Genomic DNA, 21,974 nt, shown 5'->3' on the forward strand with positions numbered 1-21,974 from the left:
ATTAATAGTTTCACAGGATGGTAAGTTTTCTTTAATAACTCGTTAGAAATTTCCCGCTATACTCAACAAGCTTTCTGATTCAGGATCCTGCTGCTGACGGCAGATACAGACCGTTGCCTTTTAACTTATTGATTAAGAAGGTGTGATATGTCTATTCGGGAACTGATTGACCCTCAAAACTCTACGCTTATTTTTATTGATCATCAGCCGCAAATGTCATTTGGTGTAGCGAATATCGATCGCCAGACTTTAAAAAATAATACCGTTGCATTAGCGAAAGCCGGGAAAATATTCAATGTTCCGGTGATTTATACTTCTGTAGAAACGAAAAGTTTTAGCGGATATATCTGGCCAGAATTGTTAGCGGTTCATCCTGATGTAAAACCCATTGAACGCACCTCGATGAACTCCTGGGAAGATGCGGCGTTTGTGAAGGCCGTGGAAGCGACTGGGCGTAAAAAACTGATTATCTCCGCGCTGTGGACCGAAGTCTGCCTGACTTTCCCGGCACTGATGGCGCTGGAAGCGGGTTATGAAGTATATGTGGTGACCGACACTTCCGGCGGCACGTCCGTGGATGCCCATGAGCGTTCTATCGACCGCATGGTACAGGCTGGTGCCGTACCCGTAACCTGGCAACAGGTTCTTCTTGAGTACCAGCGCGACTGGTCTCGCAAAGAAACCTACGACGCCGTCATGGATCTGGTACGCGAGCACAGCGGCGCCTACGGTATGGGCGTGGATTATGCCTATACCATGGTGCATGGCGCGCCAGAACGTAAAGCCTAAATACACGTCATCCTTCATGTTGCATCTTTGTTGGCTTCGCTTGCGTACCCCAGTCACTTACTTATGAAAGCTCCCGGGGATCCACAACCTTGCCGCCTCGATGCACCATGAATGATTTTGTGTATTGCTTTCCTGGCCTAAGCGGCCTGTTTCCTCTCAACAAGGAACCCTTCATGGCGCAGAACAAACATGTGACGTTGGTGATTACCCACACCCTGCTGCCTGAGCAGGCGCAGCGGTATGAGCAATGGCTGGGGAAAATTATGCCGGTGGCGGCCGAGTTTCCCGGTCATCTCGGAGCGAACGTGATTCGCCCTGCGGATGGCGACAACCTGTGGAATATCATTATTCGCTTCGACACGCTTGAGCATCTGTATAACTGGACCCAGTCCGATACGCGCCGCGTGCTGGTGGAAGAGATTGCCCCACTGCTGGCGGAAGGTGATAAAACCGAAATTCGTACCGAAGCGGCATTCTGGTTTACGCCACCAGCGCCCCATGTACGCCAGCCCAAACGCTGGAAACAGTTTCTGATAACCCTGCTGGTGATATTTCCTAGCACCAATCTGGTGCCGTGGTTGACCGGCATTGTGCTGCCTGCAATGAAGGGCTCGTTACTCCTGCATCTCATCAATGATGCCTGTGTGGTTGCGCTGGTGGTCTGGTTCTGGATGCCCATCGTAACCCGTCTGTTTGCCGGATGGCTGAAAAAAGCCTGACCGGTATCTCAGGAGATTGTTATGTCTCAAACTGCCACACTGATTCTGACTCACGGAAAAATTCATACTCTCGATAGGCAACGCCCGCAGGTCGAGGCGGTGGCGATTGCCAACGGAAAGATCCTGGCGACCGGTAGCCACGAGCGGGTAATGAGCTTTGCTGCCGAAGGGACGCAGGTTGTCGATCTGCAAGGACATACGGTGATCCCGGGTCTGAACGATTCTCACTTGCACCTTATTCGTGGTGGACTGAATTACAACCTGGAATTACGTTGGGAAGGCGTGCCGTCGCTGGCGGACGCCCTACGTATGCTCAAAGACCAGGCGGACAGAACGCCGTCGCCGCAATGGGTACGCGTGGTGGGCGGCTGGAGCGAATTCCAGTTTGCCGAACGTCGCATGCCAACCCTGGAAGAACTGAATGAAGCTGCTCCGGATACCCCGGTTTTTGTTCTGCATCTCTACGACCGGGCTTTACTGAACCGCGCTGCGCTGAAAGCCGTTGGCTACACCAAAGCGACGCCGGATCCGGCGGGCGGTGAGATTGTGCGTGATAGCAACGGCAACCCGACCGGGATGTTGATCGCTAAACCAAACGCCATGATCCTTTATTCGACGCTGGCAAAAGGACCAAAACTGCCGCTGGAAATGCAGGTTAACTCGACCCGCCAGTTTATGCGTGAACTGAACCGCCTGGGGCTGACCAGCGCCATCGATGCGGGCGGCGGCTTCCAGAACTATCCGGAAGATTACGAGATCATTGAGCAGTTACACGCCAACAAGCAGATGACGGTGCGTATTGCCTACAACCTGTTTACCCAGCGTCCAAAACAGGAACTGGAAGACTTTGAACGTTGGACCGATATGCTCAAACCGGGGCAGGGGACCGACTTCTACCGCGCCAATGGGGCCGGGGAAATGCTGGTTTTTTCGGCAGCGGATTTTGAAGATTTTCTCCAGCCGCGCCCGGACTTGCCGGAGGGTATGGAAGATGAGCTGGAGCGCGTGGTGCGACACCTGGTGGAGCACCGCTGGCCGTTCCGCCTGCACGCCACCTACGATGAATCTATCAGCCGCATGTTGGACGTGTTTGAGAAGGTGAATCGTGATATCCCGTTCAATGGCCTGCACTGGTTCTTCGATCATGCCGAAACCATTACTGAACGGAATATCGAGCGCGTTAAAGCGCTGGGCGGCGGGATTGCTGTTCAGCACCGAATGGCGTTCCAGGGCGAATATTTTGTCGATCGTTATGGCAAAGATGCGGTCAAACACACGCCGCCGGTGGCGAAAATGCTGGCGGCTGAAGTTCCGGTAGGGCTGGGGACTGACGCCACCCGTGTGGCTAGCTACAACCCGTGGACCGCGCTCTACTGGCTGGTTTCGGGCCGCACCGTTGGCGGTATGGCGATGTACGATGATAACAACCGCTTGCCGCGCGACGTGGCGCTGGAACTGTGGACCGCTGGCAGCGCCTGGTTCTCCAGCGAGCAGGGTAAGAAAGGGCGAATCGAGAAAGATCAACTGGCCGACCTGGTGGTGCTGTCTAAAGATTACTTCAACGTGGCGGAAGAAGAGATCAAAGGCATTGAGTCAGTGATGACCATTGTCGATGGCAAAGTCGTGTATGCGGCAGGGCATTTCACCCCGCTGGCACCGCCAGCCATCCCGGTTGTGCCGGACTGGTCGCCGGTGGTGAAGGTGCCGGGGCACTATCGCTCAGCGCCGCCTGCTGCGGCAAAAATTGGCGCAATGGTGCAGATGCATCAGTGCTGTGGTAGCTGTGGCGTACACGGTCATCAGCATGATATTGCGCGTCAATCAGGCATTCCGGTGTCAGATGACCGGGCTTTCTGGGGCGCGCTTGGCTGTTCCTGCTTCGCGTTTTAATTGTGGTTTGGATAAGCGTATTGTCGCTGGTGATACTTACAGAGAGTGACGCAATCACCTACCTGACCTACGAACAATAAAAAAGGCCCGCACTAGCGGGCCTTTTGTCGATTCATGCCAATTACAGGCTGGAAACGTTCTCGGTCAGGTATTTTGCTACGCCGTCCGGAGACGCGTTCATACCTTCTTTACCTTTTTCCCACTGTGCCGGGCATACGTCGCCGTGCTCTTCGTGGAACTGCAGCGCGTCAACCATGCGCAGCATTTCGTCGATGTTACGGCCCAGCGGCAGATCGTTAACCACCTGGTGGCGAACAACGCCGTTAGCGTCGATCAGGAAAGAACCGCGCAGAGCAACGCCAGCTTCCGGGTGCTCGATGCCGTAGGCTTTCTGGATTTCGCGTTTAATGTCAGCAACCATTGCGTATTTCACTGCACCGATGCCGCCTTTGTCGACAGGGGTGTTACGCCATGCGTTGTGGACAAATTCAGAGTCGAAGGAAACGCCAACAACTTCAACGCCGCGCTTCTGGAATTCTTCGTAACGTTTGTCGAATGCGATCAGTTCAGACGGGCAAACGAAGGTGAAGTCCATCGGCCAGAAGAACAGAACGGTAGTTTTACCGTTGGTATGCTGTTTGAAGTTGAAGTTTTCAACGATCTCACCGCTACCCAGTACCGCAGCTGCTGTGAAATCCGGAGCCTGACGAGTTACCAGTACCATATAATTCTCCTGCAATGTTAAGGGGTTTTTGGAACGCAACGCGGGCCAGTATAGAGAGTGTTCGTGAATAAGACAAAGAGGCGCTGGCAATCAATGAGACAGGTTTTGTCTATCAATCTTTTGCCGGATGACGGCTACGGCTTATCCGGCGGGGAATGCGGGTTGCAATCAAAGGGTTTTACGCCGCGCCTGGTCCATCATTTGCGGATAAAACTGCCAGAATCGTTCTTCTAACGCATCGTAATGCGTATTGAGGTCATACCATGAGTCGCGTAGGGCATCGAGCCGTGGACGGCGGCTGGCCATGCCGTTCAGGACGTTCTGGATAAAATCCATGTCCCGGTAGCGCTCAAGCCATTTCTCTGACCATATATAGTTATTCAGATTGATAAAGCGTGGCGGCGATTCCGGCAAAATAGTGGTTACCTGGGTACGGGCATAGCGCACAAAGTCCGTCAGCGGGAACTCAGGGGAGATCTCCGACCAGTGGCGCGACAGAAAATGATCCCACATGACATCCAGCGTAATCGGCGCGACGCGGCGCGTTTCGCTACGAAACCATTCTTTGGCTTCACGCACCTGCGGCAGGTTATCTGTCATCACGTCGATACGACGATGCATGAAGATGCCTTCTACCACATCAGGCGAGTAGTGCGTTTCCGGATTACCCCGGACAAAATCGGCCAGCAGATTGCCGGAAAGCGAACTGTCGGCAAGGTGAGCGAGATGCAAATGTGCAAGAAAATTCATAGTTAAATGTTTATCCAGAGGGGTAAAGGTTGCAGGGAGAACGCCCCGGCACTAGACTACCCGCCTCTTATTTTAGTCTGAGTCAGTGTCATGCGCGTTACCGATTTCACCTTTGAACTACCCGAATCCCTGATTGCCCACTATCCGCAAGCTGAGCGCAGTAGCTGTCGCTTGCTGTCTTTGGACGGGCCGACGGGCGCGCTGACGCACGGTACTTTCACCGATTTGCTCGATAAGCTCAACCCTGGCGATTTGCTGGTCTTTAACAACACCCGCGTCATTCCTGCGCGTCTGTTTGGTCGTAAAGCCAGCGGCGGTAAAATTGAAGTGCTGGTCGAGCGTATGCTGGATGACAAACGTATTCTGGCGCATATTCGTGCCTCGAAAGCGCCGAAACCGGGCGCCGAGCTGCTGCTGGGCGATGACGAAAGCATTAAAGCAACGATGGTGGCGCGCCATGACGCGCTGTTTGAAGTTGAGTTTAACGACGAACGCAGCGTGCTGGATATCCTCAACGCGATTGGCCATATGCCGTTGCCGCCGTATATCGACCGTCCGGATGAAGACGCCGACCGCGAGCTGTACCAGACCGTGTACAGCGAAAAACCGGGTGCCGTCGCTGCGCCGACCGCGGGTCTGCATTTTGACGATCCGCTGCTGGCTAAACTGCGCGATAAAGGCATTGAAATGGCGTTCGTCACCCTGCACGTTGGAGCGGGTACTTTCCAGCCGGTGCGCGTAGACACTATTGAAGACCACATTATGCACTCCGAATATGCGGAAGTGCCGCAGGATGTGGTGGACGCGGTGATGGCGGCGAAAGCGCGCGGTAACCGCGTGATTGCGGTGGGCACCACCTCCGTACGTTCACTGGAAAGTGCGGCGCAGGCGGCCAAAAACGATCTAATCGAGCCGTTCTTCGGCGATACACAAATCTTTATTTATCCAGGCTATAAATATCAGGTGATTGATGCTCTGGTCACCAACTTCCACCTGCCGGAATCGACATTGATTATGCTGGTTTCCGCATTTGCTGGTTATAAAAACACCATGCACGCCTATCATGAAGCGGTAAAAGCGGAATATCGCTTTTTTAGTTACGGGGATGCGATGTTTATCACGTACAATCCGCAGGCTATTTCTGAGCGTGTCGGGGAATAAGTTTCCGGCATGAGTGTTTAAAACGTCGGACTGTTTTTCTGACGCAGGAGTGAAGATGAAATTTGAACTGGATACCACTGACGGTCGCGCTCGCCGCGGCCGCCTGGTTTTTGATCGTGGCGTAGTAGAAACGCCTGCTTTTATGCCGGTCGGTACTTACGGCACAGTAAAAGGCATGACGCCGGAAGAAGTTGAAGCGACCGGCGCACAGATCATCCTCGGCAACACTTTCCACCTGTGGCTGCGCCCGGGGCAGGAAATCATGAAACTGCACGGCGATCTGCACGATTTTATGCAGTGGAAAGGGCCGATCCTCACCGATTCCGGCGGCTTCCAGGTGTTCAGCCTGGGCGATATCCGGAAGATAACCGAACAAGGCGTGCATTTCCGTAACCCGATCAACGGCGATCCGATTTTCCTCGATCCCGAGAAGTCGATGGAGATTCAATACGATCTCGGTTCCGATATCGTGATGATCTTCGACGAATGTACACCGTATCCGGCCGACTGGGACTATGCTAAACGCTCGATGGAGATGTCTCTGCGTTGGGCGAAGCGCAGCCGTGACCGTTTTGATAGTCTCGGCAACAAAAATGCGCTTTTTGGCATCATTCAGGGCAGTGTTTACGAAGATTTACGTGATATCTCCGTCAAAGGTCTGGTAGATATCGGCTTTGATGGCTACGCTGTCGGCGGTTTGGCTGTCGGTGAGCCGAAGGAAGATATGCACCGCATTCTGGAACATGTTTGCCCGCAGATTCCGGCAGATAAACCGCGTTACCTGATGGGCGTCGGTAAACCAGAAGATCTGGTTGAAGGCGTGCGTCGCGGTATCGATATGTTTGACTGTGTGATGCCAACGCGAAATGCCCGTAATGGTCATTTGTTTGTGACTGACGGCGTGGTAAAAATTCGTAACGCGAAACATAAAAGCGACACCAGTCCGCTCGATGTTGAGTGTGATTGCTACACCTGTCGCAATTATTCGCGCGCTTACTTGCATCATCTCGACCGTTGCAACGAAATATTGGGCGCGCGTCTCAACACGATTCATAACCTTCGCTACTACCAGCGTTTGATGGCGGGTTTACGCAAGGCTATTGAAGAGGGTAAATTAGAGAGCTTCGTGACTGATTTTTACCAACGTCAGGGTAGACCAGTTCCACCTGTGAACGTTGATTAATTTTAATAATGAGGGAATTTGAATGAGCTTTTTTATTTCTGATGCGGTAGCGGCAACAGGTGCTCCGGCGCAGGGCAGCCCGATGTCTCTGATTCTGATGCTGGTGGTGTTTGGTCTGATTTTCTACTTCATGATCCTGCGCCCGCAGCAAAAGCGTACCAAAGAACACAAAAATCTGATGAACTCCATTGCGAAAGGCGATGAAGTGCTGACTAACGGTGGTCTGGTGGGTCGCGTGACCAAAGTAGCAGAATCTGGCTACATCGCTATCGCGCTGAACGACACCACTGAAGTGGTTATTAAACGTGATTTCGTAGCTGCCGTTCTGCCGAAAGGCACCATGAAGGCGCTGTAATTTATTGTTTTCCCAAAGGGAACTGCCGTGTTAAACCGTTATCCTTTGTGGAAGTATGTCATGCTGATCGTCGTTATTGTCGTCGGTCTGCTCTATGCGCTTCCCAACCTGTATGGTGAGGATCCGGCTGTTCAAATCACTGGCGTGCGCGGTGCCGCCGCCAGTGAGCAAACGCTGATCCAGGTCCAGAAAACGTTACAAGAAGATAAAATCACACCTAAGTCTGTGGCTCTGGAAGAGGGTGCTATTCTCGCGCGCTTCGACTCCACTGATACCCAACTGCGCGCACGTGAAGTATTAATGGGCGTACTGGGCGATCAGTACGTCGTGGCGCTTAACCTTGCTCCGGCAACCCCGCGCTGGCTGGCTGCCATTCATGCAGAACCGATGAAACTCGGTCTTGACCTGCGTGGCGGCGTTCACTTCCTGATGGAAGTGGATATGGATACCGCGCTGAGTAAGTTGCAGGAACAAAATATCGATAGCCTGCGCAGCGATCTGCGTGAAAAAGGCATTCCTTATACTACCGTTCGCAAAGAAGATAACTACGGTCTGAGCATCACTTTCCGTGATAGCAGCGCCCGTGATGAAGCTATCTCTTACTTGAGCAAACGTCACCAGGATCTGGTTATTTCCAGCCAGGGCAGCAATGCACTGCGTGCTGTAATGACCGATGCGCGCCTGAGCGAAGCCCGTGAGTACGCGGTACAGCAGAACATCAACATTCTGCGTAATCGTGTTAACCAACTGGGTGTTGCTGAGCCGGTGGTACAACGTCAGGGCGCTGACCGCATCGTGGTCGAACTGCCGGGTATTCAGGATACCGCGCGTGCGAAAGAAATTCTGGGCGCAACCGCGACGCTGGAGTTCCGTCTGGTAAACACCAACGTTGACCAGTCCGCTGCAGCATCGGGTCGTGTTCCGGGTGATTCGGAAGTGAAACAGTCTCGTGAAGGTCAGCCTGTTGTGCTGTACAAGCGCGTGATCCTGACCGGTGACCATATCACCGATTCCACTTCCAGCCAGGACGAATACAATCAGCCGCAGGTTAACATCTCGCTGGATAGCGCGGGTGGTAACATCATGTCCAACTTCACCAAGGACAACATCGGTAAGCCGATGGCGACCCTGTTCGTGGAGTACAAAGACAGCGGTAAGAAAGATGCTAACGGTCGTGCAGTACTGGTGAAACAGGAAGAGGTGATTAACATTGCCAATATCCAGTCTCGCCTGGGTAACAGCTTCCGTATCACCGGTATCAACAACCCGAACGAAGCGCGTCAGCTTTCTCTGCTGTTACGTGCCGGTGCGTTGATTGCGCCGATTCAGATTGTGGAAGAACGTACCATCGGCCCAACCCTGGGTATGCAGAACATTAAACAGGGTCTGGAAGCGTGTCTGGCCGGTCTGGTGGTGTCTATCCTGTTCATGATCTTCTTCTATAAGAAGTTCGGTCTGATTGCGACCAGTGCGCTGATTGCTAACCTGGTATTGATTGTCGGTATTATGTCGTTGCTGCCGGGCGCTACGCTAAGTATGCCGGGGATTGCGGGGATTGTCTTAACCCTTGCCGTCGCGGTCGATGCGAACGTACTGATCAACGAACGTATCAAAGAAGAGTTGAGTAACGGGCGTTCGGTGCAGCAGGCCATCAACGAAGGTTATGCGGGCGCATTTAGCTCCATCTTTGATGCGAACATTACGACGCTGATCAAGGTCATCATCCTGTACGCAGTTGGCACCGGGGCAATTAAAGGGTTCGCGATTACTACCGGTATTGGTGTGGCGACGTCGATGTTTACCGCGATTGTCGGTACACGTGCCATCGTAAACCTGTTGTATGGCGGCAAGCGCGTCAAAAAGCTGTCAATCTGAGGAGTGCGAAGTGGCACAGGAATATACTGTTGAACAATTAAACCACGGCCGTAAAGTCTGGGACTTTATGCGCTGGGACTACTGGGCTTTCGGCATTTCAGGTTTCCTGCTGATTGCGGCCATCGTGGTGATGGGCGTACGCGGGTTTAACTGGGGTCTCGATTTCACCGGTGGTACGGTTATTGAAATCACGCTGGAAAAACCGGCCGATATGGACGTGATGCGCGATGCACTGGAGAAAGCGGGCTTCGTTGATCCGCTTCTGCAGAACTTCGGCAGCAGCCACGACATTATGGTACGTATGCCGCCAACTGAAGGTGCAGACGGCGGTCAGGTGCTGGGCAGCAAAGTGTTGAGTGTGATTAACGAATCCACCAACCAAAACGCCGCGGTGAAGCGAATTGAATTCGTGGGTCCGAGCGTGGGGGCTGATCTGGCGCAAACCGGTGCGATGGCGCTGATGGCGGCGCTGATCTCCATCCTGGTGTACGTCGGTTTCCGCTTTGAGTGGCGACTGGCGGCGGGGGTGGTTATCGCTCTGGCGCACGACGTGATTATCACACTTGGGATCCTGTCGTTGTTCCATATCGAGATTGACCTGACTATCGTCGCATCACTGATGTCGGTAATCGGTTACTCGCTGAACGATAGTATCGTTGTATCTGACCGTATTCGTGAAAACTTCCGCAAAATTCGTCGCGGTACGCCTTACGAAATCTTTAACGTGTCACTGACTCAAACGCTGCACCGTACGTTGATTACGTCCGGTACAACGTTGATGGTTATTCTGATGCTGTTCCTGTTCGGTGGTCCGGTACTGGAAGGCTTCTCGCTGACGATGCTGATCGGTGTTTCCATCGGTACCGCATCCTCTATCTACGTGGCATCGGCGCTGGCGCTGAAGCTGGGTATGAAGCGTGAGCACATGCTGCAGCAGAAGGTCGAGAAAGAAGGGGCGGATCAACCGTCGATTCTTCCTTAACCATTAAGAGTGAAGATACTGGAATCCCGATCGTAAGGTCGGGATTTTTTTTGCCTGTGAATTAGCGACAGGCAATTATCTTTTCCTGTCGCCATACTACTGACAGTATGCTGTCAGTAGCCCTGTTTTATAGTCCTTCTGAGATTACCCACACAGGCAGGAGGAAGTATGAGCAACGTAATTAATTGGTTTGAAATCCCTGTAGCACAAATGGATCGCGCCATCGCTTTTTATGAACCAGTGATGCAGGTTTCTTTGCGTCGGGAAAATATGGACTGCGCTGAGCTGGCCGTATTTCCGCATCAGGATCCCGCTCCCGGCGGGGCGCTGGCTAAATTTGACGGTATTACTCCTTCAGCGCAGGGCGCTATTATTTATCTGCATACGGACGATTTGACTGCAACGCTTGAACGCGTCGCCACTGCTGGCGGTCAGTGTGTGTTTGGCCCACTCGAACTGGGGCAGGACATTGGTACGATTGCGCTATTTACTGACAGCGAAGGCAATCGTGTTGGTTTACATCAACCCGCGTAATATTTTCAGCACTGAGGATTAAAATGAGCAGACGCGCCGACCGCTTGTTTCAGATTGTACAAATCCTGCGTGGCAGGCGAGTGACAACGGCGGCGCTGCTGGCAGAACGTCTTGAAGTTTCTGAACGGACGATTTATCGCGATATCCGCGATCTCTCTTTATCCGGCGTGCCCATTGAAGGCGAAGTGGGCAGTGGATACCGCTTAATGGCGGGGTTTGATCTGCCGCCGTTGATGTTAACTCAGCACGAATCAGAAGCGTTGATGGTAGCGATTCGGTTGCTGAAAACATGGGGCGGGGATTCACTCTCACAGGCGCTGGAATCAGCACAGGAAAAAGTGTTGGCGATATTGCCGCCAGAGAGTCGGCGCAGAGCCGAGCAAACGCGGATTTTCGCGCCAGATTTTGGTAATCAGCCGCATTCACGCAGTGCGTTCGATCTCATACATCGCGCGGTTTCAGCTCAGCAGGTGCTGGCGCTGCATTATCGCGATGAGTCCGGGAACCTCTCGTGGCGCGACGTTCAGCCGCTGGGTTTATTTTTCTGGGGCGAGCACTGGCTGCTGGTTGGCTGGTGCGAGAAGCGTGATGATTATCGTTGCTTTCGCGTTGATCGATGTCTGAAGATCACGCCACTCGACAGGCACTTTCGCGAATCTGCGGAGCGTTCGCTAAGTGACTTTTTACGTAAAGTACGCTGTGAAGACCAGCCATAAAAAAGCCAGCGGTTAAGCTGGCTTGTTTGCGATAAATTGTCTGGATTAGAAGTTGTAACCTACGACCAGGTAACCACCCCAACCGGTAGATTTCGCGCTGAAATCGCCTTCGCCCCAGTTCAGAGTATCCCCACCTTTCCACTGACCGCCGTTATGGAAGTAACGCGCTACGACAGAGTAGTGCCAGTGATCGTAGTTCAGCGCCAGGACGTGGCTGGAAGCGATAGAGTTGCTGGTGCGGTTCGGGTCATCACCCAAATCTGAGCCCCAGTCGAAGTTGGTGAAGCCGATGTAGGTCAGTTGGCCGCCCCAAACCTGGGTGATCGGCACAAAGTATTTCACTTTGAAACGGTAGCCATCCCACTCGTTTTCGTTGGATGCGCCATAGTTCTGCCACTGGTATTTAGCATAGACGTTCAGGGACAGACCCATCGGCAGACCGGTATCGATATCGGTACCCAGACCCATATACCAGGTGCTCTGGCGGCTGGCTTTGTTATCACCCATGTCGTAGATGTAGTTGTTGGCGAAGTACCATTCTTTGAACGGACCAAAGCTCAGGTCAGCGCCGGTCAGTTTGTCGATGGAGAAACGCGGTTCGATTTCCATAAACAACGGGGAACCGTCAGACCAGATACCTTTATCGTTGCCGTTACCCCAGTCGAAGGTTTTCGGAATATCGATGTAGCCATAGAAATCAAACCAGTCTTTTTTGGCAAATGCTTCGTATTCCAGATACACGTCGTTGTTCAGTTTCGGAGAGAAACGAGTGTGATAGCTACCCACCACGTTAACGCTCTGGTGCCACCAGTCGGACAGATATTGCGGTTTGTCATTTTCTGCTGCGTTGGCAGTAAAAGACGAGGAGAGCGCCAGCACTGCACCGGCTGCAAGTAATGTTTTTTTCATATGTATGCCACTGTTTGAAATCCCTTTCGGGAGTGAAAAATGCGCAATTTGCGTTTCTAAATATTTCGTAATTCTTCGGAGCCTATTATAAAAATCATTGTTCACAAAAATATGTCTTGTTTCACAGTTCTATCATTTACGTAATCGATTGCGTTCACGTTTGCGTACTTTAGGCGGCGAATTGTACTGGCTCTCATGAATGTTGCCAAGTTTTACCAGAAATATCGGTTATGTCAGGGGAGTAACAAAATGGAGCGGAGTGATGTTGCGGAACGCACAAAACGTTCCGCAAAAAAGTTTATTGGCTAACAGGCTGGATATCGTGGATGCGAACAAATCCTAACCTCTCTGGAGTGAGGCCATTTATCTGCAACGGAATGTCTACGTCGCTGGGAGCAAGAATACTCGCCGGAGCGTTGACCAACTGGTTGTGAACGTTCACTTCCTGATAGTTGTCCGTGGTGCCCTGAATTTGCCCGTATTCGACGGTGGCGCTAAAGGCGGGTAAAGGCGTGTTGGATTCACCCTGAATCCGTAGCGTCAGGCGCGTACCATCCGCGTTCGGTGCAATGTTTACCAGCGACATGCGTAAAGTGCCAATCTGGCTGTCCAGGCGTGCCGGGGTTTTGGAACCCGGTAGCAGATAGACGCCGCTGGTTGATTTTGCATTCAACATATTTTGTTGCGTAATTTTTACTGTTTCCTGATTAAGCTGCGCCATCTCTTTATTCAATGTGCTAACGCTTTGATGCATCTGGCGTACTTCGCTTTGCTGTGCGCAGGCACTAAGACTAAAGAGACTTCCCACCAGGAGAATTCTTAGGTAACGTCTTGTCATTGTGATTACTTCCTTCATTGTCGCGATAGCATAATGGTAGTGTGGACTGAGCACGAAGGCATCGATCCTTTGTCTCAAAAGCGCAGTGCCTTTGTTGTCACGGCAGTTCAGGGTAAAATAGATTCTGTTAACCACTGAGGTACAGGACGCCGTATGCATTGCCCATTCTGTTTCGCCGTAGACACTAAGGTAATTGACTCTCGTCTTGTAGGCGAGGGCTCCTCGGTACGCCGCCGTCGGCAGTGTCTGGTCTGTAACGAACGTTTCACCACTTTTGAAGTGGCTGAACTTGTCATGCCGCGCGTTGTGAAAAGCAACGACGTGCGTGAACCCTTTAATGAAGAAAAGCTGCGTAGCGGCATGCTCAGAGCGCTTGAGAAACGGCCTGTGAGCGCGGATGACGTCGAAATGGCGTTAAACCATATCAAATCACAGCTGCGTGCGACTGGTGAGCGTGAGGTGCCGAGCAAGATGATTGGCAACCTGGTGATGGAGCAGTTGAAAAAGCTCGATAAAGTCGCCTACATCCGCTTTGCCTCTGTCTACCGGAGTTTCGAAGATATCAAAGAATTTGGCGAAGAGATTGCTCGCCTACAGGACTAAGCCATGCAGGATGAATTGTACATGGCGCGTGCGCTGAAGCTTGCTGCGCGCGGACGTTTTACCACTCACCCCAACCCCAACGTAGGCTGCGTGATTGTGAAGGATGGGGAGATCGTCGGTGAAGGATATCATCACCGTGCGGGCGAACCGCATGCCGAAGTTCATGCTCTGCGGATGGCTGGAGAAAAAGCGCAAGGGGCAACGGCCTATGTGACGCTTGAACCCTGTAGTCATCATGGTCGCACGCCGCCGTGTTGCGATGCGCTGATTGCGGCGGGTGTATCGCGAGTGGTTGCGGCGATGCAGGATCCCAATCCGCAGGTCGCAGGACGTGGGCTCTACCGTTTGCAGCAGGCGGGCATCGACGTCAGCCACGGGCTGATGATGAGCGAAGTTGAGCAACTGAATAAAGGCTTTCTCAAGCGCATGCGTACGGGATTCCCGTATCTGCAGCTTAAGCTTGGCGCGTCGCTTGATGGCCGTACGGCGATGGCCAGCGGTGAAAGCCAGTGGATTACCTCACCGCAGGCGCGCCGCGATGTGCAACGTTTGCGCGCGCAAAGCCATGCCATTTTAACCAGCAGTGCTACGGTGCTGGCAGACGACCCTCAGCTTACCGTGCGTTGGTCGGAGCTTGGGGAGTCAACTCAGGCGAGTTACCCGCAGGAAGAGCTGCGCCAGCCAATCCGCATTGTTCTGGATAGCCAGAATCAGGTCACGCCGGAGCATCGTATTGTGCAACAGCCTGGAGAAACCTGGATTGTCCGGACTGAAGACGACCCCCGTAGCTGGCCGGAGACGGTTCGTAGCCTGAAGGTGCCGGAACATAACGGGCATCTGGATCTGGTGGTGCTGATGATGCAACTGGGCAAACAGCAAATTAACAGTATTTGGGTTGAAGCAGGTCCAACGCTCGCGGGGGCATTATTACAGGCCGGTTTGGTCGATGAGCTAATCGTGTATGTTGCGCCTAAACTGTTAGGCAGCGATGCGCGAGGATTATGTGTGCTTCCAGGCCTTGAGAAACTGGCTGACGCACCCCATTTTAAATTCAATGAGATACGCCAGGTGGGCCCGGACGTTTGCCTGCATTTAACGACTGCGTGAGGCTTTCTGATTTAGAGGAAGCAGCGCACAGAATATTATGATAAAATCCGCCCCCCTTACGGGGCCATAAATCGAACCCGAAGGAAGAATATGAACATTATTGAAGCTAACGTTGCTACCCCGGACGCTCGCGTCGCCATCACCATTGCGCGTTTCAACAACTTTATCAATGACAGCCTGCTGGAAGGGGCTATCGACGCCCTGAAACGTATTGGCCAGGTTAAAGATGAAAACATTACCGTTGTTTGGGTTCCAGGTGCATATGAGCTGCCGCTGGCCGCTGACGCACTGGCAAAAACCGGTAAATACGACGCGGTAATTGCGCTTGGTACGGTGATCCGTGGCGGTACCGCGCACTTCGAATATGTGGCTGGCGGTGCAAGCAATGGCCTGGCGCATGTCGCTCAGGACAGTGGCATTCCGGTAGCCTTCGGTGTTCTGACCACCGAAAGTATTGAACAAGCCATCGAACGTGCTGGCACTAAAGCCGGCAACAAAGGCGCAGAAGCTGCACTGACTGCGCTTGAAATGATTAATGTATTGAAAGCCATTAAGGCCTGATTTTTGTAAGGGGAAATCCGTGAAACCTGCTGCTCGTCGCCGCGCCCGTGAGTGTGCCGTCCAGGCGCTCTACTCCTGGCAGTTGTCCCAGAACGACATCGCTGATGTTGAATACCAGTTCCTGGCGGAACAGGACGTTAAAGATGTCGACGTTCTGTATTTCCGTGAACTGCTGTCCGGGGTGGCGACTAACAGCGCGTACCTGGATGGATTAATGAAGCCTTACCTGTCTCGTCTGTTAGAAGAGCTGGGTCAGGTAGAAAAAGCCGTACTGCGTATTGCGCTGTTTGAACTGTCTAAACGTAGTGATGTGCCGTACAAAGTGGCCATCAACGAAGCGATTGAACTGGCGAAAACCTTCGGCGCTGAAGATAGCCATAAATTCGTGAACGGCGTACTGGATAAAGCAGCACCTGTGATTCGCCCCAACAAAAAGTAATCCCGAGGCCGGCTGGATGGTGGAACCTGTTTCCGCTGTCCCCGGCTTTTTCTTTTTTTTCTGCTGAGGCATAACGTATGGCATGCGGCGAGTTTTCCCTGATTGCCCGTTATTTTGACCGCGTAAGAACGTCTCGTCTTGATGTCGAAACCGGTATTGGTGACGACTGCGCACTCCTGAATATCCCTGAAAAACAGACGCTGGCGATCAGTACCGATACGCTGGTGGCAGGCAATCACTTCCTCCCCGACATTGATCCCACCGATCTCGCCTGGAAAGCACTGGCGGTGAATTTGAGCGATCTGGCGGCGATGGGGGCCGATCCTGCGTGGTTGACGCTGGCACTCACGTTACCTGACGTTGATGAAGCCTGGCTTGAAGCCTTCAGTGATGGCCTGTTTGAACTGCTTAATTACTATGATATGCAGCTGATTGGCGGTGACACCACGCGTGGGCCACTGTCGATGACGTTGGGTATCCATGGCTACGTTCCTGTAGGACGGGCCTTAAAACGCTCTGGTGCGAAGCCGGGGGACTGGATTTATGTTACCGGTACGCCGGGAGACAGCGCGGCGGGGCTGGCGATTTTACAGAATCGGTTGCAGGTTGGAGATGCAAAAGACGCAGACTATCTGCTTAAACGCCATCTGCGTCCCACGCCGCGTATTTTGCAGGGACAAGCCCTGCGCGATCTGGCCAGTGCGGCTATCGATATCTCCGATGGCCTGATTTCCGATCTGGGGCATATCGTTAATGCCAGCGGCTGTGGCGCGCGGGTTAACGTCGATGCGCTGCCTTACTCCACGGCATTCGCCCGGCACGTTGAGCCGGAACAGGCCCTACGCTGGGCGCTCTCGGGCGGTGAAGATTATGAGTTATGCTTTACCGTACCGGAAATTAACCGTGGTGCGCTGGATGTGGCGCTGGGAAATCTCGGCGCAGCGTTTACCTGCATTGGGCAGATGAGCGCAGACGTGGAAGGCATTCACTTTACGCGCGATGGAAAATCCGTCACGTTTGACTGGAAAGGATATGACCATTTTGCCGCGCCTTAAAAAAGATGTCGCCAAAAGCCGCCTGAGTATGCGCAATCCGTGGCACCTGCTAGCCACCGGTTTTGGCAGCGGGTTGAGCCCAATTGTTCCTGGCACGATGGGATCGCTGGCGGCGATCCCTTTTTGGTATTTAATGACCTTTCTACCGTGGCAGCTGTATTCACTGGTGGTGATGTTATCTATCTGTATCGGCGTTTATCTGTGCCATCAAACGGCGAAAGATATGGGTGTGCACGATCACGGTAGCATTGTCTGGGACGAGTTTGTCGGGATGTGGATTACCCTGATGGCGCTGCCGACCAATGACTGGCAGTGGGTTGCCGCCGGATTTGTGATTTTCCGTATTCTGGATATGTGGAAGCCGTGGCCGATTCGTTGGTTCGATCGCAACGTGCATGGCGGGACGGGGATCATGATCGATGATATTGTGGCCGGAATACTCTCTGCCGGAATTTTGTATTTTATCGGTCATCACTGGCCGGTAGGTATCATTTAACCCTTTTGGGGGGCTGTTGTAGGCCCGATAAGCGTCGCGCCATCGGGCAATCAGTGCCGGATGCGCTATGCTTATCCGGCCTACAATTAGCCATCGCCAATACTTATTTAAATCCCACCACCGGATGCTGTTTGTACGGCGTTTCCAGCTCGGCAATCTGCTCCGGCTTCAGCGTTAAATCCACCGCATTGAGCAACTCATCCAGCTGTTCCTCGCGCGATGTGCCGATAATCGGCGCTGCCACCCCCGGTTTGCTCAGCAGCCAGGCCAGCGCAACCTGCGCCCGCGTAACACCCAACTCCTCACTGACACCGGTCAGTCGTGCGGCAATTTGCGCGTCGTTTTCATCGCTCTCGTTGTACAAATTTTTACCGACTTCATCGGAAACCAGACGTGCTGTCGTTTCTCCCCATGGGCGCGTCAGGCGTCCACGTGCCAGTGGACTCCAGGGGATCACTGCCACGCCTTCCTCGTAGCACAGTGGCAGCATTTCGCGTTCTTCTTCGCGGTAGATCAGATTGTAGTGATCCTGCATGCTAACGAACTGCGCCCAGCCGTGTTGCTTCTGTAAGGCCAGCGCCTGAGCAAATTGCGAAGCGTGCATGGAGGAGGCGCCGATATAGCGCGCTTTACCGGCTTTCACGACGTCGTTCAGCGCTTCCAGGGTTTCTTCAATAGGTGTGTTGTAATCCCAGCGGTGAATTTGCAGGATGTCGACATAGTCCATACCCAGACGTCGGAGGCTGTCGTCGATTGAGCGCAGGATTTGTGCGCGGGATAATCCTTCTGCTAAATCATCAACCTGGTGAAAAACCTTGGTAGCGACCACGACATCTTCGCGGCGGGCGAAATCACGCAGCGCGCGACCGACAATCTCTTCGCTACTGCCAGCGGAGTAGCTGTTGGCGGTATCGAAAAAGTTAATGCCGCCCTCAAGGGCGTGTTTGATTATCGGGCGGCTGCTTTCTTCAGGTAGCGTCCAGGCGTGATTGCCGCGATTAGGCTCGCCAAACGTCATGCAGCCCAGGCAAAGGCGGGAGACCCGTAGGTCGGTTTTTCCTAAGATGTTGTATTTCATCAATCCACTCCTGCTTAGCTCGTGATGAATTAAGCATAGCAGGAGCGGGGAGGGGTTTATGCCAGCCAGGCCTTGATTTTGGCCTCAATTCCGACGGCATTCAGACCCAGATCGGCGCGAGCTTCATCCTGAGTTCCCTGCGGGATGAAGAAGTCTGGTAGGCCAATGTTCAGCACCGGGACGGGCTTACGATGGGCCATCAGCACTTCGTTTACACCGCTGCCAGCACCACCCATAATGGCGTTCTCTTCAATGGTAACCAGCACCTCGTGTTGGGCAGCCATTTCAAGGATCAACGTTTCATCCAGGGGTTTCACAAAACGCATATCGACCAGCGTGGCGTTCATCGACTCTGCGACCTGAGCGGCTTCCGGCATCAGGGTACCGAAGTTGAGAATTGCCACTTTCTCCCCGTGACGTTTCACTATACCTTTCCCGATAGGCAGTTGTTCCAGCGGGGTCAACTCTACGCCCACCGCGTTACCGCGCGGGTAGCGCACGACCGTTGGACCGTCGTTGTAGTGATAGCCGGTGAACAGCATCTGGCGGCATTCGTTTTCATCACTCGGGGTCATAATGACCATTTCCGGGATGCAGCGCAGGAAGGAAAGATCGAACGCCCCTTGATGGGTTTGGCCATCTGCGCCAACAATTCCTGCCCGGTCAACGGCGAACAGAACTGGCAGTTTCTGGATGGCGACATCATGCAGCACCTGATCGTAGGCGCGCTGCAGGAAGGTCGAGTAAATAGCCACGACCGGCTTATGGCCGCCAATCGCCAGACCGGCAGCAAACGTCACCGCGTGCTGTTCGGCGATCGCCACATCGAAGTAGCGGTCCGGAAACTTACGTGAAAATTCCACCATACCGGAGCCTTCGCGCATCGCCGGGGTGATTGCCATCAGCTTATTGTCTTTCGCCGCGGTTTCGCACAGCCAGTCACCGAAGATTTTTGAATAGCTCGGCAGGCCGCCGCTGCTTTTCGGCAGGCATCCGCTGGATGGATCGAATTTTGGTACCGCGTGGAAGGTGATTGGATCTTTTTCTGCCGGCTCGTAACCACGACCTTTTTTGGTCATGATGTGCAGGAACTGCGGGCCTTTCAGATCGCGCATGTTCTTCAGTGTGGTGATAAGCCCCAGCACGTCGTGACCGTCCACCGGACCGATATAGTTAAATCCCAGTTCTTCAAACAGCGTACCCGGCACAACCATGCCTTTGATGTGTTCTTCGGTACGTTTGAGCAGCTCTTTAATCGGCGGTACGCCGGAGAAGACTTTTTTCCCTCCTTCGCGTAGCGAGGAGTAGAGTTTGCCAGAGAGTAGTTGCGCCAGATGATTGTTCAGCGCGCCAACGTTCTCTGAAATCGACATTTCATTGTCGTTGAGGATAACCAGCATGTCGGGCTTAATATCGCCTGCGTGGTTCATCGCTTCAAACGCCATCCCGGCGGTGATAGCGCCGTCGCCAATCACACATACGGTACGACGTTCTTTGCCTTCTTTCTCAGCGGCAACCGCAATACCGATACCTGCGCTGATGGAGGTTGAAGAGTGCCCAACGCTCAGTACGTCATACTCGCTCTCACCGCGCCACGGGAACGGATGCAAACCGCCTTTCTGACGAATGGTGCCGATTTTATCACGGCGGCCGGTCAGTATTTTGTGCGGGTAAGCCTGATGTCCTACATCCCAGATTAACTGGTCAAACGGGGTATTGTAGACATAGTGCAGCGCGACGGTGAGTTCCACCGTGCCCAGACCAGAGGCGAAGTGCCCGCTGGAACGGCTTACGCTGTCGAGCAAATAGCGGCGCAGTTCGTCGCAAAGCTTTGGCAGGCTCTCTTTTGGCAGCAGACGTAACTCCTGGGTGGAGTCGACCAGCGCCAGGGTCGGGTATTTGGCTATATCAAAACTCATCGCAAGCTCATGGGATATGTTGGTTTATTTATCACGCTGGATTATGTAGTCCGCTAGCGCTTCCAGTGCCGAGGTATCGAGTGACTGTGCGGCCAGCAAACTTAGCGACTGGCGGGCATCCTCGATTAAATCCCGGGCTTTATTCTGGGCTTGCTCAAGACCCAGAAGTGCAGGATAGGTACTTTTGCCAAGCTGCTGGTCAGCACCCTGACGTTTACCCAATGTTGCAGTATCGCCTACCACATCCAGGATGTCATCCTGAACCTGGAAGGCCAGACCGATGCTTTCTGCGTATTTGTCGAGTATTGCCAGGCATTCTCGCCCTTTATCGCCTGCGCTTAATGCTCCCAGACGTACGGCGGCGCGAATCAATGCCCCGGTTTTATGGCGGTGAATACGCTCCAGCGCATCCAGCTCAACCTGATGACCTTCAGCTTCCAGATCCAGCGCCTGACCGCCGCACATACCGGCGATACCGCTGGCCTGAGCCAGTTCAGAGATCATCGCGATGCGGTCACGGTCAGATACTTCCGGCATTGGAGCGTCGCTGATAATGGAGAATGCCAGCGTTTGCAGCGCATCTCCGGCCAGGATCGCGTTTGCCTCACCAAATTTTACGTGGCAAGTCGGCAGACCGCGGCGCAGGTCGTCGTCGTCCATCGCGGGTAAATCATCGTGCATCAGCGAATAGGCGTGAATGCATTCGACGGCGGCAGCGGGAGCATCAAGCGTACTCAGGCTGACACCAAACATCTGACCGGTCGCATACACCAGAAACGGGCGCAGGCGTTTACCGCCTAATAATGCGCCATATTGCATGGTTTCGACCACGGGAGTGTTCTGAAAGGGCAGTGGCGCGATAAAACGGCTCAGTGCCTGGTTGGCCTGCTCAACGCAAGCCTGTAACTGCTGCGTAAAATCCATTTACTCATTATCCGGTGTAAAAGGCGTAAGGGCCGCGTCTTCAGTATCTGACAGCAGGATTTGTACGCGCTGTTCAGCCTGTTGCAATTTGACCTGTCCCTGACGCGCCAACTGTACGCCACGTTCGAATTCGTTCAACGCTTCTTCTAACGGCAGGTCGCCGCCTTCCAGACGGGTAACAATTTGTTCCAGCTCGCTCAGCGCGGTTTCAAAACTGGCGGGCGCTTCATTTTTCTTCGGCATAATGAATGTCTGACTCTCTGTATTGGCAGCACAAGACTATGGTAACGGACTCGCACTGATAAGCAAATAACGCGCAATGTGCACAGTAGCCGCGTGATGGTGATATACTTGCGCGCCTGGATGC

General features: G+C 53.3%; 24 protein-coding genes. 16 read left to right on the plus strand and 8 right to left on the minus strand.

Annotated features, from left to right (window positions below; translation table 11 throughout):
* Positions 1 to 147 precede the first annotated feature (147 nt).
* The 3 genes from G4551_RS05645 (at position 148) to G4551_RS05655 (ending at position 3,398) form a co-directional block, all read left to right on the plus strand.
* Positions 148 to 789 (plus strand): hydrolase, encoded by a 642-nt coding sequence (locus tag G4551_RS05645; protein ID WP_003021513.1) that lies wholly within the window; start codon positions 148 to 150, stop codon positions 787 to 789.
* A gap of 173 nt (positions 790 to 962) precedes the next feature.
* On the plus strand, positions 963 to 1,508 hold the full coding sequence (locus tag G4551_RS05650; protein ID WP_003835991.1) for an antibiotic biosynthesis monooxygenase: 546 nt from the start codon (positions 963 to 965) through the stop codon (positions 1,506 to 1,508).
* A gap of 21 nt (positions 1,509 to 1,529) precedes the next feature.
* Positions 1,530 to 3,398, plus strand: coding sequence for an amidohydrolase (locus G4551_RS05655; protein WP_003021520.1), 1,869 nt, complete (start codon positions 1,530 to 1,532; stop codon positions 3,396 to 3,398).
* Between the two features lie 121 nt (positions 3,399 to 3,519).
* On the opposite strand, the gene G4551_RS05660 is transcribed toward G4551_RS05655, so the two are convergent.
* Positions 3,520 to 4,122 (minus strand): peroxiredoxin, encoded by a 603-nt coding sequence (locus G4551_RS05660; RefSeq protein ID WP_003021524.1) that lies wholly within the window; start codon positions 4,120 to 4,122, stop codon positions 3,520 to 3,522.
* Positions 4,123 to 4,290: 168 nt separating this feature from the next.
* Complete coding sequence (gene acpH, locus G4551_RS05665) at positions 4,291 to 4,872, minus strand: ACP phosphodiesterase (protein WP_003835988.1); 582 nt, start codon at positions 4,870 to 4,872, stop codon at positions 4,291 to 4,293.
* A gap of 90 nt (positions 4,873 to 4,962) precedes the next feature.
* On the opposite strand from acpH, the gene queA reads away from it, so the two are divergent.
* The 7 genes from queA to G4551_RS05700 all read left to right on the plus strand — a co-directional run bounded on the left by queA (position 4,963) and on the right by G4551_RS05700 (position 11,678).
* A complete protein-coding gene (gene queA, locus G4551_RS05670) occupies positions 4,963 to 6,033 on the plus strand; it encodes a tRNA preQ1(34) S-adenosylmethionine ribosyltransferase-isomerase QueA (RefSeq protein WP_003835985.1) in 1,071 nt (356 codons plus the stop codon).
* A 55-nt stretch (positions 6,034 to 6,088) separates the two neighbouring features.
* Positions 6,089 to 7,216, plus strand: a complete 1,128-nt coding sequence (gene tgt / locus G4551_RS05675) for a tRNA guanosine(34) transglycosylase Tgt (protein WP_003835982.1) — start codon at positions 6,089 to 6,091, stop codon at positions 7,214 to 7,216.
* A 22-nt stretch (positions 7,217 to 7,238) separates the two neighbouring features.
* A complete protein-coding gene (gene yajC, locus G4551_RS05680) occupies positions 7,239 to 7,571 on the plus strand; it encodes a preprotein translocase subunit YajC (RefSeq protein WP_003021544.1) in 333 nt (110 codons plus the stop codon).
* A gap of 27 nt (positions 7,572 to 7,598) precedes the next feature.
* The gene (gene secD / locus G4551_RS05685; protein WP_003021547.1) at positions 7,599 to 9,446 is read left to right on the plus strand and encodes a protein translocase subunit SecD; all 1,848 of its coding nucleotides are present in this window, start codon (positions 7,599 to 7,601) and stop codon (positions 9,444 to 9,446) included.
* A 10-nt stretch (positions 9,447 to 9,456) separates the two neighbouring features.
* Positions 9,457 to 10,428, plus strand: coding sequence for a protein translocase subunit SecF (gene secF, locus G4551_RS05690; protein WP_003021550.1), 972 nt, complete (start codon positions 9,457 to 9,459; stop codon positions 10,426 to 10,428).
* A gap of 168 nt (positions 10,429 to 10,596) precedes the next feature.
* Positions 10,597 to 10,962, plus strand: a complete 366-nt coding sequence (locus G4551_RS05695) for a VOC family protein (RefSeq protein WP_003835976.1) — start codon at positions 10,597 to 10,599, stop codon at positions 10,960 to 10,962.
* Between the two features lie 23 nt (positions 10,963 to 10,985).
* Complete coding sequence (locus G4551_RS05700; RefSeq protein ID WP_003835974.1) at positions 10,986 to 11,678, plus strand: helix-turn-helix transcriptional regulator; 693 nt, start codon at positions 10,986 to 10,988, stop codon at positions 11,676 to 11,678.
* 45 nt (positions 11,679 to 11,723) lie between these two features.
* On the opposite strand, the gene G4551_RS05705 is transcribed toward G4551_RS05700, so the two are convergent.
* Both G4551_RS05705 and G4551_RS05710 read right to left on the minus strand, forming a co-directional pair.
* Positions 11,724 to 12,587, minus strand: a complete 864-nt coding sequence (locus tag G4551_RS05705) for a nucleoside-specific channel-forming protein Tsx (RefSeq protein WP_003021561.1) — start codon at positions 12,585 to 12,587, stop codon at positions 11,724 to 11,726.
* A 298-nt stretch (positions 12,588 to 12,885) separates the two neighbouring features.
* The gene (locus G4551_RS05710; RefSeq protein WP_003835973.1) at positions 12,886 to 13,425 is read right to left on the minus strand and encodes a SadB/YajI family lipoprotein; all 540 of its coding nucleotides are present in this window, start codon (positions 13,423 to 13,425) and stop codon (positions 12,886 to 12,888) included.
* 153 nt (positions 13,426 to 13,578) lie between these two features.
* Between G4551_RS05710 and nrdR the strand changes: the two genes are divergently transcribed.
* From nrdR to pgpA, 6 genes are all read left to right on the plus strand, one after another.
* The gene (nrdR, locus tag G4551_RS05715) at positions 13,579 to 14,028 is read left to right on the plus strand and encodes a transcriptional regulator NrdR (protein WP_003021571.1); all 450 of its coding nucleotides are present in this window, start codon (positions 13,579 to 13,581) and stop codon (positions 14,026 to 14,028) included.
* A gap of 3 nt (positions 14,029 to 14,031) precedes the next feature.
* On the plus strand, positions 14,032 to 15,135 hold the full coding sequence (gene ribD / locus G4551_RS05720; RefSeq protein WP_003021573.1) for a bifunctional diaminohydroxyphosphoribosylaminopyrimidine deaminase/5-amino-6-(5-phosphoribosylamino)uracil reductase RibD: 1,104 nt from the start codon (positions 14,032 to 14,034) through the stop codon (positions 15,133 to 15,135).
* Between the two features lie 90 nt (positions 15,136 to 15,225).
* Entirely contained in the window at positions 15,226 to 15,696 is a 471-nt protein-coding gene (gene ribH / locus G4551_RS05725; RefSeq protein WP_003021575.1) for a 6,7-dimethyl-8-ribityllumazine synthase, read from the plus strand.
* Positions 15,697 to 15,715: 19 nt separating this feature from the next.
* Positions 15,716 to 16,135, plus strand: a complete 420-nt coding sequence (nusB, locus tag G4551_RS05730) for a transcription antitermination factor NusB (RefSeq protein ID WP_000801129.1) — start codon at positions 15,716 to 15,718, stop codon at positions 16,133 to 16,135.
* A gap of 77 nt (positions 16,136 to 16,212) precedes the next feature.
* Positions 16,213 to 17,190, plus strand: coding sequence for a thiamine-phosphate kinase (gene thiL / locus G4551_RS05735; protein ID WP_003835968.1), 978 nt, complete (start codon positions 16,213 to 16,215; stop codon positions 17,188 to 17,190).
* Positions 17,168 to 17,686 (plus strand): phosphatidylglycerophosphatase A, encoded by a 519-nt coding sequence (gene pgpA, locus G4551_RS05740; RefSeq protein ID WP_003021578.1) that lies wholly within the window; start codon positions 17,168 to 17,170, stop codon positions 17,684 to 17,686. The genes thiL and pgpA overlap by 23 nt, the downstream gene beginning before the upstream one ends.
* Before the next feature lie 103 nt (positions 17,687 to 17,789).
* On the opposite strand, the gene yajO is transcribed toward pgpA, so the two are convergent.
* From yajO to xseB, 4 genes are read right to left on the minus strand one after another with little or no spacing between them, the layout of a single operon-like run.
* Positions 17,790 to 18,764 (minus strand): 1-deoxyxylulose-5-phosphate synthase YajO, encoded by a 975-nt coding sequence (yajO, locus tag G4551_RS05745; protein ID WP_003835964.1) that lies wholly within the window; start codon positions 18,762 to 18,764, stop codon positions 17,790 to 17,792.
* 56 nt (positions 18,765 to 18,820) lie between these two features.
* A complete protein-coding gene (dxs, locus tag G4551_RS05750) occupies positions 18,821 to 20,683 on the minus strand; it encodes a 1-deoxy-D-xylulose-5-phosphate synthase (protein WP_003835962.1) in 1,863 nt (620 codons plus the stop codon).
* Between the two features lie 24 nt (positions 20,684 to 20,707).
* On the minus strand, positions 20,708 to 21,607 hold the full coding sequence (gene ispA / locus G4551_RS05755; protein WP_003021584.1) for a (2E,6E)-farnesyl diphosphate synthase: 900 nt from the start codon (positions 21,605 to 21,607) through the stop codon (positions 20,708 to 20,710).
* Positions 21,608 to 21,850, minus strand: coding sequence for an exodeoxyribonuclease VII small subunit (gene xseB, locus G4551_RS05760; protein WP_003021586.1), 243 nt, complete (start codon positions 21,848 to 21,850; stop codon positions 21,608 to 21,610).
* Positions 21,851 to 21,974: the final 124 nt, after the last annotated feature.

This window comes from Citrobacter freundii ATCC 8090 = MTCC 1658 = NBRC 12681 (assembly GCF_011064845.1).
In the GTDB taxonomy this organism is placed as follows: domain Bacteria; phylum Pseudomonadota; class Gammaproteobacteria; order Enterobacterales; family Enterobacteriaceae; genus Citrobacter; species Citrobacter freundii.